15 protein-coding genes are annotated in these 14,008 nt (G+C 42.5%); 2 read left to right on the top strand and 13 right to left on the bottom strand.

All coding sequences use genetic code 11. The features are described from left to right. Positions 1–381 precede the first annotated feature (381 nt). From K1T76_RS13215 to ribF, 4 genes are all read right to left on the bottom strand, one after another. A complete protein-coding gene (locus K1T76_RS13215) occupies positions 382–864 on the bottom strand; it encodes an FKBP-type peptidyl-prolyl cis-trans isomerase (protein WP_230245584.1) in 483 nt (160 codons plus the stop codon). Continuing rightward, positions 857–1,396, bottom strand: a complete 540-nt coding sequence (gene lspA, locus K1T76_RS13210) for a signal peptidase II (protein WP_230245583.1) — start codon at positions 1,394–1,396, stop codon at positions 857–859. Before lspA ends, K1T76_RS13215 begins: the two co-directional genes overlap by 8 nt. Continuing rightward, positions 1,389–4,235, bottom strand: coding sequence for an isoleucine--tRNA ligase (gene ileS / locus K1T76_RS13205; RefSeq protein WP_230245582.1), 2,847 nt, complete (start codon positions 4,233–4,235; stop codon positions 1,389–1,391). The genes lspA and ileS overlap by 8 nt, the downstream gene beginning before the upstream one ends. 67 nt (positions 4,236–4,302) lie before the next feature. Further along, positions 4,303–5,304, bottom strand: a complete 1,002-nt coding sequence (ribF, locus tag K1T76_RS13200; protein ID WP_230245581.1) for a riboflavin biosynthesis protein RibF — start codon at positions 5,302–5,304, stop codon at positions 4,303–4,305. Positions 5,305–5,510: 206 nt separating this feature from the next. On the opposite strand from ribF, the gene K1T76_RS13195 reads away from it, so the two are divergent. After that, positions 5,511–6,077, top strand: a complete 567-nt coding sequence (locus K1T76_RS13195; protein WP_230245669.1) for a 5'-methylthioadenosine/S-adenosylhomocysteine nucleosidase — start codon at positions 5,511–5,513, stop codon at positions 6,075–6,077. Positions 6,078–6,156: 79 nt separating this feature from the next. Here the strand turns inward: K1T76_RS13195 and K1T76_RS13190 are convergent, their stop codons facing one another. From K1T76_RS13190 to ubiG, 9 genes are all read right to left on the bottom strand, one after another. Further along, positions 6,157–6,834: a TetR family transcriptional regulator C-terminal domain-containing protein gene (locus tag K1T76_RS13190; RefSeq protein WP_230245580.1), complete on the bottom strand. Its 678-nt coding sequence runs from the start codon at positions 6,832–6,834 to the stop codon at positions 6,157–6,159. A 417-nt stretch (positions 6,835–7,251) separates the two neighbouring features. Beyond that, entirely contained in the window at positions 7,252–8,598 is a 1,347-nt protein-coding gene (gene argA, locus K1T76_RS13185; protein ID WP_230245579.1) for an amino-acid N-acetyltransferase, read from the bottom strand. Positions 8,599–8,743: 145 nt separating this feature from the next. After that, entirely contained in the window at positions 8,744–9,127 is a 384-nt protein-coding gene (locus tag K1T76_RS13180; RefSeq protein WP_230245578.1) for an RcnB family protein, read from the bottom strand. A gap of 200 nt (positions 9,128–9,327) precedes the next feature. Continuing rightward, positions 9,328–9,717 (bottom strand): RcnB family protein, encoded by a 390-nt coding sequence (locus tag K1T76_RS13175; RefSeq protein WP_180005848.1) that lies wholly within the window; start codon positions 9,715–9,717, stop codon positions 9,328–9,330. A gap of 248 nt (positions 9,718–9,965) precedes the next feature. Then, on the bottom strand, positions 9,966–10,121 hold the full coding sequence (locus tag K1T76_RS13170; protein WP_230245577.1) for a hypothetical protein: 156 nt from the start codon (positions 10,119–10,121) through the stop codon (positions 9,966–9,968). A gap of 129 nt (positions 10,122–10,250) precedes the next feature. Next, positions 10,251–10,670, bottom strand: coding sequence for a hypothetical protein (locus tag K1T76_RS13165; protein WP_026438096.1), 420 nt, complete (start codon positions 10,668–10,670; stop codon positions 10,251–10,253). Between the two features lie 207 nt (positions 10,671–10,877). After that, entirely contained in the window at positions 10,878–11,624 is a 747-nt protein-coding gene (locus tag K1T76_RS13160; protein WP_019837018.1) for a YciK family oxidoreductase, read from the bottom strand. A gap of 68 nt (positions 11,625–11,692) precedes the next feature. Further along, complete coding sequence (locus K1T76_RS13155) at positions 11,693–12,394, bottom strand: HAD family hydrolase (protein ID WP_230245576.1); 702 nt, start codon at positions 12,392–12,394, stop codon at positions 11,693–11,695. After that, positions 12,391–13,107 carry a bifunctional 2-polyprenyl-6-hydroxyphenol methylase/3-demethylubiquinol 3-O-methyltransferase UbiG gene (ubiG, locus tag K1T76_RS13150; RefSeq protein WP_070155782.1) on the bottom strand — a complete coding sequence of 239 codons (717 nt, stop codon included), beginning with the start codon at positions 13,105–13,107 and terminating at the stop codon, positions 12,391–12,393. Before ubiG ends, K1T76_RS13155 begins: the two co-directional genes overlap by 4 nt. Positions 13,108–13,288: 181 nt before the next feature. Here ubiG and K1T76_RS13145 point away from each other — a divergent pair, with 181 nt between their 5' ends. Continuing rightward, complete coding sequence (locus K1T76_RS13145) at positions 13,289–13,909, top strand: thiol:disulfide interchange protein DsbA/DsbL (protein WP_004974070.1); 621 nt, start codon at positions 13,289–13,291, stop codon at positions 13,907–13,909. Positions 13,910–14,008 lie beyond the last annotated feature (99 nt).

The following is a 14,008-nucleotide window of genomic DNA, read 5'->3' as shown; positions in this document are numbered from 1 at the left end:
AAACAGATAGAAAAAAGCCCCAACATCATGTCAGGGCTTTTTCAGATTTATGTTTAGGTATTACTCCTGTTATACCTTTCAGCGTCCTGCCGTTATTTTATTTATTATTGTTATTCTTGCTTTTAGAAACATCCTGTTTCTGTATGAGTTAAATATAAAAGGAAAGCTTAACTTAGCCTAGCGTCAATTTTCTGCAGTGCATGTAAGCGAAAACGTACAGCGGCATATCCGCAAAATAAAGATCAATAAACTGGATTTATTTAATTTTAAGTGGTTGATTATATTTAATAATTATATTTTTCAATAAAAATCCCCCGAGTTCATTTTCTTGTACTTGGGGGGATTTGGACAGCAGCAAGATACAGCAAGTATGTAAATTGATTACATCAATTTAATGCCTTGTTGTCCTGCAGGGGTGACTCTAAAGATTTCCACTTCAAAGGTAATATTTTTACCCGCTAAAGGGTGGTTAAAGTCTACTTCGGTCACATCATCATTTACAGATTTCACCACGCCATAGAGGCTTTGTTTGGCTTTATCTTCAAACTCAATCATGTGTCCTTCAACTGGACGTTGCTCAAATTTAACCGTATCAAAAGTTTGTACGTTTTCAGGATTCCATGGACCAAATGCATCTTCAGGTTGAAGACTCACGGTGCGGCGGTCACCTGCACGTAAACCAAATAATGACTTTTCAAAACCAGGTAACAAACTACCATCACCCATAACCAAACTTACAGGTTCAGCGCGGCTACGGGTGTTGTCAATTTCTACACCATTTTCAATGGCGACAGAAAAGTGCAACTCGACTTTTGAGCCATCTTCAATACGAGTTTCATCATTTGGATTAATAATTTCAGTCATGTTGCGCCTGCGCTCGTTCAATTCGGTGTTTTTCTAGGAAAAACGTATCAATTAACAGCAGAATTGTGCCAAGCGTGATGGCACTGTCTGCAATATTAAAGGCAGGGAAGTGGCTGTTGTTATAGTACACGTGAATAAAATCGACCACGTAGCCAAGGCTGACCCGATCAATTAAATTCCCAATCGCACCGCCTAAAATTAAGGCAATCGCTAAAGGCAGTACAATTACATTTTTTGGCATACGCATTAGCCAAAATACAAAAATTACAGACACTAAACCTGCTAGTGAGGTAAAGAAATAACGTTGCCATCCACCTGCATCGGACAAGAAACTAAAGGCAGCGCCATAGTTATGCAGTAAAGTCCAATTCAAAAAAGGCAATACAGGCACAGGATCTGCGTAATTCAGATACGATACTGCAATCCATTTGGTCCATTGATCGAGAATAATCGCGACAATGGACAAGCCAATCCACCATAAATTGTGCGGATAAAACTGGAATAAGCCCTTTTTGTGTTGTGGATTAGGCATATTTTCTCTCTTCGCCTTGACCTGTTGGAAGGTTGATAATACAACGTGAGCATAAGCCTGGATGTGCAGAATGTGTATTCACATCTGGTAAAACGTGCCAGCAACGTACACATTTTTCACCATCTGCCGCAGAGACTTTCACATTTAAACCTTCAAGGTCTGAAGCTTCGCCTTGTGCTGTATCAAAGCCATTCACAATCACTTGAGAGGTAATGAGGACAAAACGCAATTCATCGCCCAGTTTATCCATGACTGCTTTCAGCTCATCATTGGCCCAAAGTTCAACTTTTGCAGACAGATTTGAGCCGACTGTTTTAGCCGTACGTGCAGCTTCAATGAATTTGTTCACTGCAGATTTTACGGCAATCAGGGTTTGCCATTCGGCTTCTGCCAGCATGTTTGCTTCAGAAGCTACAGGAATTTCGTACCATTCTGCTGTGAAAACATATTTTTCTGATTGCTCAGGAATTAGCGGCCATGCTTCTTGTGCGGTAAAGCTTAAGATTGGTGCCATCCAACGAACGAAAGCCTGAACCAAGTGATACAAAGCGGTTTGTGCAGAATGACGTGCTTGTGAGTCGGCTTTAGTGGTGTACTGACGGTCTTTAATGATGTCGAGGTAGAAGCCACCCAAATCGTTAATACAGAAGTTGGTCAGCGCACTGGTTACGATATGGAAGTTCATATCTTCATAGGCTTGCTGAATGGTTTTTTGCACTTCTGCGGCACGTTGCAGGATGTATTGATCTAAAGCAATCAATTGATCTACAGGAAGCGCATCTGTCGATGGTTTAAAGCCATTTAAGTTGGCCAACAAGAAACGCAAGGTATTACGGATACGACGATAACCGTCTGATGCGCGGCTAAAGATTTCCTTACCTGCAGTCATTTCATAGCGGTAATCTGCAGATGCGATCCAGAAACGTAAGCCGTCTGCACCCATGTCTTTAATGATGTCTTGTGGGGTGATGATATTGCCCAATGACTTCGACATTTTACGGCCTTTTTCATCGACCACGAAACCGTGCGTTAACAAGCCTTTATATGGTGCACGTTCATTGATGGCAATTGAGGTCAGCAATGAAGACTGGAACCAGCCACGGTGTTGGTCTGAACCTTCAAGGTAAAGATCGGCAGGGTCTTGTAGTTCTTCACGCTCACGTAGTACAGCGTAGTGGGTTGTCCCTGAGTCGAACCATACGTCTAATGTATCGCGTACTGCATTGTAGTGCTCGGCATCATCACCAATGAAGTCTTTGGCTTCACGGTTGTACCAGCCATCAATCCCTTCTTGCTCGATCAGTTTTGCAACGTCTTCGATCAATTCAGGTGTGCGAGGGTGTAATTCGTTGGTGTCTTTGTGAACGAAGAATGGAATTGGCACACCCCAAGTACGCTGACGTGAAATACACCAGTCTGGACGGCCTTCAATCATGGCTTGAATACGGTTTTTACCCCAATCTGGCACGAAGCTGATCTCATTTTCGATCGCATTCAATGCACCTTGACGTAAACCTTGGTTATCCATGCTGATAAACCATTGTGGTGTGGCACGGAAAATAATTGGAGTTTTATGACGCCAGCAGTGTGGGTAGCTGTGCTTGATTGGGTGATGTGCCCAAAGCTTATTGCTTTCTGCCAAAGCAGCAATAATTTGCGGATTGGCTTTGTAAATGTGCTCGCCTGCAAAAATTGGTGCGGTTGGTAAATAAACACCATTGCCACCAACCGGGTTATCGACTTTCAGGTTGTATTGTAAACCGACTTTATAGTCGTCCACACCGTGTCCAGGTGCAGTATGTACAGCACCTGTACCGCTGGCAGCGGTGACGTGTTCACCTAAAATTACCGGTACTTGACGCTCTTGAATTAGTGGGTGTTGCAAGATCAGGTTTTCAAGTTTGTCACCAGTAAAGTCTGCCAACACTTCATAGCTGTTAAAGCCATAGCGTTCAGTTGCAGACTGTACTAATTCTTTGGCTAAAATAAAGTTTTGTGCTGCTTTTTCATCGCTACGTGCTTTTACCAATTGATATTCAATTTCGGCATGCAAGGCAACAGCTTGGTTAGCAGGCAATGTCCACGGTGTTGTGGTCCAAATCACGATATCTGTTGCATCGGTAATTTGAACGCCCAAACGTGCAGATAAATCGGCTAAATCAACAACAGCAAAACCGACGTCAATCGCATCGGATTTTTTATCTTCATATTCAACTTCGGCTTCTGCCAGTGCAGAACCACAATCTAGACACCAATTCACAGGTTTTAGACCAGGTTCAATATGGCCTGCTTTGGCAATTGCACCCAATGAACGTACGATGTCGGCTTCTTGCTTGAAATTCATGGTGAGGTAAGGGTTATCCCAATCACCAAATACACCCATACGCACGAAGTCTTTTTTCTGTAATTCAACTTGGGTGTAAGCATATTCACGGCAGGCTTTACGGAAAGTTGAGGCATCTACTTTAACGCCAACTTTACCGACTTTTTCTTCTACTTTGAGCTCAATTGGTAGACCGTGGCAGTCCCAGCCTGGAACATAAGGTGCGTCATAGCCATCCATGACACGACTTTTAATGATGATGTCTTTTAGGACTTTATTGACCGCATGACCTAAGTGGATTTGACCATTGGCGTATGGAGGGCCATCGTGAAGCACATATTTTTTCTTGCCAATACGCGATGCACGAATCTGCTGATAAATGTTGTCGGCATACCACTCTTCTAACCATTTCGCTTCACGTACTGCCAGATTTGCTTTCATTGCAAATTCAGTACCTGGGAGGTTTAGCGTGGCTTTATAATCCACTGCATTTTCAGGAGTTTGCTTATCGCTCATGCAAGTTGTCTTCCAGTTGAATCAGCCCATGGACTGACGCGTTTTACATTAAATATTCAGGGTAAAATTAAAAAGGGAAATCGGGATGATCTTGTCGAAATTCAAGAAGTTTTTCAACATCATCATCAATTCCCGCTTTGAGTGCTTCAAGCGAAGGGTAATTTTTTTCGCCATGTAAATAGTTTAAAAATGTGACCCGCATTAATAAGCCATACAGATTAGCAGAAACATTGGGGAAATGTACTTCTAATCGCCATTCGGGCTGTACTTGTTGGATGGCTGGGCGCGTACCTACATGCCCTGCACCAAATAAACTGTTTGGACTGTAGCCTGCAACACCTGTTTTGCTAGGATGTGCATTGCTGACTGTGTCGGTTAAGGAGGTGGTTTCGCAGACCACTTCAACGCCATAAATACCGTTTAAACAAGGACGATGACGGTTTAAGCGTACGTTAATGGTGGGGAAATCTAGGGTACGACCAATTTGATCGCCATATTGTACGCGTCCGGTAATACTATAAGGACGTCCGAGCAGTTGTGCAGCGAGAGCCAAGTCACCTGCTTGTAGGGTTTGGCGAATACGTGTGGAGCTGACCCGTTCACCCGATAAATTTACAGTGCTTAAATTGGTAACTTGAAAACCAAAGTTACGTAAAAAGTCACTGTTGCCTTGACGGTTTTTGCCAAAATGAAAATCATCACCCAAAACTAAATGTGTGGCATTTAAACTATTTTTTAAAAGGTGGGCAAAGGCTTCAGCACTTAAACTGCGGAAGTGATTGTCAAACTTGGCCACGGCAATATAGTCGATGCCCAATTCGGTCAGATATTCAACTTTTTCCCGCAAAGAACTGATACGTGGCGGTGCATCATAACCTTTAAAAAATTCCAGTGGTTGTGGTTCAAATAGCATCACCACAGTTTTTAGTTGTTGTGCGGCAGCCACTGCTTTGAGTTGTTGAATCATCGCCTGATGACCGACATGCACGCCATCAAAATTGCCAATGGTCACGGCAGTTTGAGCTAAGTCGGTGGTAGAAGATAAAGCATTCAGGCGGAGCAGCTGCATGGTCGAATGAAAGTTGAAAATTTGTAAGAGCTATATATTGCCATATTCTCGCGCTTTCGTCTTGTTGTTGTGTTTTTAACCTGAAAAATTATCGAAAAATCAGGCAAAATCCGACAATTTAATCTGTAAATTGCAATGGGGTTTGCACCGCGTTCAAATTTCTTTTCTAATGGGGCGGTTTTAATGAACTGCACGAGTAGATGGCTATGAATTCTGATTTTGCTTTAATTATGGCATTGCCCAGTGAGTCTAAAGGCTTGTTTGAGCAAGCAGGGATTCAGGTGCATTACAGCGGCATTGGTAAAGTGAATGCTGCATTTAAAGCCTTTGAAGTGATTCAGAAAACAGGCTGTAAAACCTTGCTCAATTTAGGCACTGCGGGCAGCTCCCATTTTGATGCGCATGCTTTGGTGGAGGTGAGTCAGTTTGTGCAGCGTGATATGGATGTTTCCCCGTTGGGATTTCAGGTGGGGATCACGCCAATGGATCAGGAATATCCTGCAGAAATTCATTTGGAACGCTATTTTGAGCATTTGCCGAGTGGTGTTTGTGGCACGGGAGATAGCTTTGAAACGGGTACACCTAAAGTACCGTGTCAGTTGGTCGATATGGAAGGCTATGCCATCGCCAAAGTCTGTAAAAAACTAGGCGTGCGCATGTTGTCGGTCAAATATATTACCGATGGTGCCAATGATACAGCGCATTTAGATTGGGAAGAAAACTTGTTGTTGGGTGCGCAAAAACTATTGTCTTTGTATCAGGGTCTTAAATAATATCGTTGCCAAAACGCCACGACCCTAGTCATAACTAGGGTCGTGAGTAAAAGTGCGTATCTTAGTTAGTACTGCGCAATTAATCTTCTGATTCTTGTTTAGGTGCGGCAATGTTCACAGCGGCTTGAGGTGCATCCACTTCGTCCTGACGCGGCATAATACCGTAGAGCATCATGTGAACCGTATGTTGCAAGACACGTTGCAACATGCTGCGGTTGCGCAGGGTTTTACCTGTCACCATTTCCATTTGCGTTGCAAAGTCGGCATAGTTTTGAGTAATCGCCCAAATATTCAAAATAAGCAATTCAGGATCAATCTGTTTAGACAGTTTGCCTTGCTCTTGCCACATGATAATGACTTTGGCTTTGCGTTTGACTAGTTTTTTCAGAGGACCTTTTAAAATTTCGTGAATATGTGGTGCACCTTGAATCACTTCTAATGCGAATAGACGTGATGCTTTGGGTTGAGTACGTGAAACCTCAATTTTTTGCAGCAGATAATTGGTGATTGCTTCATCAGGCTCGAGTTCAGCTTCGAGCATTTGCAAAGGTGCTAGCCATTTTTGCAGTACTGTGGTCAGCACTTCAACATATAAGGCTTCTTTGTTTTCATAATAATAGAAAATATTCGACTTATGCATCTCTGCAATTTGTGCGATTTCGTCCAAACTCGCGCCACTAAATCCGTATAAAGAAAATACGTCGAGCGCGGCATTGAGAAGCTGATGGCGTTTTTGTGTACTCTTTTTTTGTTCCATTCGTAATTTTAAAACAATGAAAAAAAGGAATTATTTATTGTACGGCAAATCATCATGCTTGTGCATCTTTTAAAGATGTATTTGTAAAATATTTTTAGTTTATTCTGTAGTTTAGCTCTTCAATTCATGAAAATTGTGAGTAGGATGGCGGAGTTTATTTCTTGATATTTTTTGACTAAATGATGGGTGATTTTTGATTTTATTTATAAATGGTAAAAGTGACGTTTTCTTTTGCCTTGTATCAATTTTATCTAAAAAAACTAAAAAGTGGTGTGAGTGCTGCCAATTTTGATTATCCCTACACTGTCGTGCTGACAGGTATAGGTGTGATGACCTGATTTAATCGGCAGCATGTTCCACGTGAAACATGTTTGGTTTTGGTTGTGCTGTATCATTTAACGTGCAAAAAAATCTCACTTAGAGCCGTTTTTTACAAACAATTGAGTTGCGTTGATAGTTATATAAAGCCTGACGTGCATCGGGTAAATCATCAACACTGGCAGGTGCAAAACCTTGTTCTAAAAACCAGTGTGCGGTGCGGGTGGTTAAAATAAACAACTGCTGAATGCCCATGGTTTTGGCTTTATCTTCTAAATAATCCAGAATTTGGCGACCACGGTTCGATTTACGATAAGCAGGATGCACAGCTACACAGGCAATTTCAGCCGACTTGAGTTCATGACCTGTGGTCGGAATTGGATACAGAGCGGCACAGGCGAGAATCATGCCGTCACGTTCAATCACTGCAAATTGTCCAATTTCATTTTCCAGACGTTCACGTGAGCGATAAACCAACACACCTTCTTCTTCTAAAGGACGTAATAAACGAATCAAACCGCCCACATCTTGAATATTGGCCATGCGGACTTCTTCATAGTGTGCATCACTCACCATTGTCCCTGAACCATCGCGAGTAAACAGTTCTTCGAGTAAAGCCCCATCGTAAGCATAAGAAATCAAATGCACACGATGTACGCCGTTGAGTGAAGCTTCTTGTGCTGCATTTAAATGTAAAGCCAGTTCAGGCTGATGTCGCTGAGCATCTTCAATATAGGGATTTAAATGTTGAGGATGAACTTCACGTTGCAATTGACCTGCGGCATTTTGTAAGCCGTGCTGCGCGCCTAAGAAAATCAGTTTGTCGGCTTTTAATTGAATGGCAGTTTTAGTCGCCACTTCTTCGGCTAACAAGTTAAATACTTCACCTGTGCTGGAATAACCTGTCGGGCCGAGTAACACAATATTATAATTTTCTAAATGGCGTTGAATGGCATCTTCATCTACTGTGCGGACTTCACCTGTGAGTTGATAATCGACCCCATCACGAATGCCATACGGTTTGGCGGTAATAAAATTGCCCGAAACCACATCAATCCGTGCGCCGTACATCGGGGAGTTCGCTAGCCCCATCGACAATAAAGCTTCAATTTGCAGGCGAATTGAACCAACAGCATTCATGACACAAGATAAAGACTCACGCGTGGTGACACGACGTTGCAAATGAAACGGTGTATCAATTTGGCTGGATTCTAAGTTTTGATTAATTTGTGGACGCGCACCATGTACCAAAATTAAACGAATACCAAGCGAGTGCAGCAGGGCAATATCATGAATAATGTGCTGAAAGTTTTCATGCAAAACTGCTTCGCCATCGAACATAATGACAAAGATTTTATTGCGGTGGGCATTGATATAAGGCGCAGAATGTCTAAACCAATGCACATATTGTAAGGTTGTGCTGTGCGGGTTTTCAGTCGGAGTCATTCGTTGGCCTGCTGTAATGGTCGATGGTGCTGTCTTTGATTCTAATCAAAAAATTCTATAGCGGAAGTCTAAATATAAAAAAACACCTGAATGGTGCTTCAGGTGTTGTGGAGAAATGCTATTTTTCAGCTCAGGCTGAACGGTTTTAGCCAATAATACGAATAATACGCTGGGTACGTTCATTAATCAGGACATAGTCACCGTTGACTTTATACCACTGCTGAAAGCGCCCTGTGTTAGGTAAACGACGTGCTTCACGATCACTGACTTTGTAGCGGTTCGCGTCATATCCACGTGGAAGGTTTTGCCCTACACGCCAGTCGCGACTTGGATTTACACGTTTTTGATCATAACGCTTTTGTTCCCACTGTGTAGGATGACGTGGATTGTCCCAATGCTTGTCGTGATGTTTGTAGCCAGCATTTGCTTGATGATGACGATCATCATAACGATGGTCGGGTGCTGCCATAGCCGATGTTGCCATAATTGCGCTTAAAGACAGTGCTAAGGTGCTGAGTAATTTTTTCATGCGACTTACCTTCAGTTTTAAATATGGGGTAGATGTGTCCAAATTAATCAAATACTCAAGATAAACGATGGTGGAAATAGAGGTGAATTGTGAATTTTATGGAGAAAACAAGGAGAGCCTGAGCGGGACATCATCCTATAAAAAAGCCCAAAGTTGACTTTGGGCTATGTATTTAGACATCGAGTACGCACAACAGTAGGTTATAAACCTGCGATACGTAAAATATGGTGATTTTCGACATCGACCAAAATGTAGTCTTGGTTGATTTTATACCATTGTTGTTTGCGTTCAGGGCGGGGCAAGTTATGTTCCTGATAATCGACTTTATAACCATTGCCACGATAATGCTGCGGCATGACATAACCGGTTTGCCATTTATGTTGCTGTAGACGTTTCACACCGCGTTCTTCACGCATGCGACGTTTGTCTTGCATGCGCTCTTCTGCATCGGCACGAAATTCACGTTTATTGTGAGCTTGGTTACGAGGATGGTCAGCAGAGTCTCGATCAAATTGAGGAGCGGCAGTTGCAAAATTGCTGCTTAGTAAAGCACTGAAAGACATTGCCAGAACTGTCAAAATCTTTTTCATGTAAACCCCTCATCTTTTATCTCTATTTCACAGTTCATACTTTAGCCATTAAATGCAGAGAAACTGTGAAGAAAGCACATGAATTTTTTAAATACGCATCTGCAGGATGCAGCGTGGCATTGAATCTATTATGCGACAAAATACGAAATTTGCAGCAAGTATTGCTCAGAAAATAGGGGCTGGATGCTTTTCGTTGTGCTGAGGAAAGGATGAGGCATCACCATAGCAGCGTACTGCTATGGCCTGCTCTAGTTCCAATGTTCAGTTAAGCCTTGTAAGGATTGCACAGCAATGGCAATACTTTCGGCTGTTTCACGATCATCTAAAGCCACAATTAAATGCTGACCTAATTGTAAGTTTTCAATACTTTGAATCACGGCAGTTTTACGTTGAATATCAGTCATCACAATTTACCTAATGCTTGTTGGGGAGATGCATCAAGCATAGGTGATTTATATTGATTTGAAAAACCGTATAATTTTATGAAAACAATCTGATAAAACGATTTGTTCCGCCGTTGCCGTGATTTTTGCTTAATAGGCGTAGTTTAAATCGGTGTAGTCGGTCAGTGATTTTTGAATATGTGCATTGATAAATTCACGCACATCTTCAGTACTCATTGGTGTACCTTGTTTGGTAATCACGTGTTCAATTTCAGGTTGCCCTTCAATTTTAATACGATAAACAAAGTTTTTAACCACTTTGTAGGCATCGTCCAATTTTTCAATGCCTGTGACATAGTGGTAAGCATGTTCAAAATTAAGATCGGTATGTGAAAACACAAACTGATCAAACAGTTTGATTTTCTGACCGTTGTCGAGTGCCTGAATGTCATCTACGATGCTGGCTTCAAACTTCATTCCATATTTTTCAGAAATAGGCTGACCATCAATGAATAAAGACACCATACCATCTTCAAGTGGTGTCACGGTGATGTTGTTTAATTCAGTCATGTTGCTCTCTGCATCGTTGAGGTTGAATGGAAATGTGGAAGCATGGTAATCAGGCTTTGTGCTGTCAAAAATAGGCAGGATAAAAACCTCAAAATGCTTGTGTGATGCCATTTTATCGCAAATCAATGTGCAAAAATTGGCAATATGCTAGGTTAAGTCCATAAAAAAGGAAGCAAGCGCTTCCTTTCTTAGAATCAAATGACAGGACTAATCCTGTGCATCAATACTTTGACCATTCATGTGCAAACTGTCATCGCCCATTAAATATAAATAGGCCGGCATGATGGCATCGGGTGTAGGTAAAGTTTTTGGATCTTCATCAGGATAGGCTTTGGCGCGCATGGCCGTACGGGTCGCACCCGGGTTAATGCAGTTGTAGCGAATATTCGGATGCACGTTTTCTTTGGCAAATAATTGACTCACTGCTTCAATTGCAATTTTAGACACCGAATAAGCACCCCAGCGTTCACGTGATTCACGACCTACACCTGAACTGGCAAACACCACTGAAGCATGTTCCGATTTTGCTAAAAGCGGCAATAATTCCTGAGTAAGTACAAATGGCGCACGTAAATTCACGGCCATGACGTCATCCCAAACATCGGCAGGGTAATTCGCTAACTCAGTCCGTTCACCCAAAATGCCCGCATTATGCAAAATACCATCCAAACGTCCGAATTGTTTGTCTAGGGTATCGACTAGTAATTCATAATCTCGTGGTGAAGCACTCGAAAGCTGCAGCGGCAAAATTGCAGGTTGCGGTGCGCCTAAACTTTCAATTTCGTCATAAATCACTTCAAGTTTATTGAGAGTACGACCATGCAGTACCACGGTTGCTCCGTGTAGTGCATAACTGAGGGCAGCCGCTCGTCCAATACCATCACCCGCACCTGTAATGAGGATAATACGATCTTTGAGAAGATCGGGACGAGGTTGATATTCTGAATATTTCATGGGCTCCCTCCTGTTCATTTCTGATTGCTTATGGGTTGAGTTTCATGTCATCGCTTTGCAGAATAGATTCAAGCATTGGTGCTGCTGTTTTGCGTACTAACCTGTAACACCATTTTGTTTAAAACCGTATGTAATTCAGTCACTGAATCTACTATACAATCTGCTTGCCATGCTGTTAAGTCATCTTTGTGTTGTAACGGTAAATAACCGTAAGCGGCTAAAATCGTATACATATTGGCATTGCGGCCTGCATCTATATCACGTGGATGGTCACCTACATAAATACAATCTTCTGGGGCAACTTCAATCTGTTTGGCCGCCAAATACATAGGTTCTGGGTCTGGTTTGGTACGGCTAACATCTTCAGGGCAGACCAAAACGGCACAGCGTTCAGTTAAATTCAGTGCTTTGAGCAGCGCTTCGCTAAGCCAACGCGGTTTATTGGTCACAATGCCCCACGGAATTTGACGCTGTTCTAACGCTTCAAGCAGGGGATACATGCCTTCAAACAGATCAGTTTCGACTGCAATATCTGCGCCGTACAGGTCTAAAAAACGCTGTCGATGGGCCAGAAATACAGGGTCATCTACATCAAGTTCTGGGTAGACCAGTTTGACCATTGCCCGTGCACCTTCAGATACCTGTGTGCGAATGGCGTCTGCTGCCACAATCTCACAGCCTTTATCGCGGCACATGTCTTGAATGATGCGAATAAAATCTGCAGCGGTATCAATTAAGGTGCCATCGAGGTCAAATAAAACCGCCTTCATTTTGTTGCCTCGTTGACCGTATAGACCATGTAGTTCACATCCACATTTGGTGCTAACCAATAGCGCTTGGTGAGCGGGTTGTAGTGTAAGCCCGTCATATCTTTTAGTTTTAAGCCTGCTTGGCGAATGTCATGTGCCAATTCAGATGGTTTAATAAATTTATGATAATCGTGTGTGCCTTTGGCCAGCATGCGCAGCACGTATTCTGCCCCAATAATGGCAAATAGGTATGATTTAGGGTTGCGGTTAATGGTGGAGAAGAATACATGACCACCTGGCTTGACCAGCTTTTGGCAGGCTTGAATAATTGAGGCTGGGTCGGGTACGTGCTCCAACATTTCCATACAGGTCACCACGTCGTATTGACCAGCTTGCTCATTAGCCAGTTGCTCAACAGGAATTTGGCGATATTCAATATTTTGTACACCTTCTTGTTCTGCATGCAGGCGTGCCACGTTTAAAGGTGCTTCGCCCATATCGATTCCAAGCACATTGGCACCGCGACGGGCCATGCTTTCAGCCAAAATACCGCCACCGCAGCCGACATCTAGCACTTTTTTGCCTGCCAAGCCGCCTGCGTGTTCATCAATCCAGTTTAAACGTAGTGGATTAATCATGTGCAGAGGGCGGAACTCGGAATGCTGATCCCACCATATGGCAGCAAATGCTTCAAATTTGGCAATTTCTTGTGGATCAACATTCAAATGCGACATGGGTGTCACCTCAATTTAATCGTGATGATAGTAAAAATATGTATAAATCCTAGTGTAGCGTTAATTCTAAAAAAAGCGATAAAAGCTGTAAAAAAGTTCACAGAAGGAAAACGAAATCGGCATAATTGATTTATAGTGTTGCCATACACTAAACAGAATGATTTAGAGGATTATAAACGCAATGAAAAAATTCCTTTTAGGTAGTTTGGCAACTGCCATCTTTGCTATTTCTGGTAGCACTATGGCGGCAAATTTTGTAGCAGGTAAAGATTATAGCGTTGTCGCTAACCCAGGTAAGGTCGATGTACCGGGTAAAATTGAAGTGCGTGAGTTCTTTTGGTATGGCTGTGGTCACTGCTTTACTTTAGAACCATATATGCAAACATGGTTACGCCAGTTACCTAAAGATGTGAATTTTGTGCGTACCCCTGCGGCTATGAACCCTGTTTGGGAAATGAATGCGCGTGGTTATTATGTGTCTGAAGCTTTGGGTGTGCGCAAGAAAACTCACTTGCCACTTTTCCATGCCATTCATGACAAAGGCCAGCAAATTTTTGACCAGCAATCACAGGCTAAATTCTTTGTGAAATATGGTGTACCTGAAGCGAAATTTAACAGTATGTTTAACTCGTTTGCGATCACCTCTAAAATTTCACAAGCTAAACAATTGGCGCGTCAGTACCAATTGACGGGTGTGCCTGCGGTAGTGGTAAATGGTAAATACATTGTGCAAGGCGATAACGGCAAAGTGATTCAAGTAGTCAACTACTTGGTTGATCAAGAGCGTAAAGCCAAGAAATAAGCAGCTGCAATAACAAGATGATGTGATGCTGAATCAGCAGCACATCGTTACAAACCGCAATGATTGCAATGTCATTGCGGTTTTTTAATGCAGGTTAAA

This window comes from Acinetobacter sp. PW68 (genome assembly GCF_020982655.1).
Classification (GTDB): domain Bacteria; phylum Pseudomonadota; class Gammaproteobacteria; order Pseudomonadales; family Moraxellaceae; genus Acinetobacter; species Acinetobacter towneri_A.
This window is presented reverse-complemented; position numbering and strand designations above follow the sequence as displayed.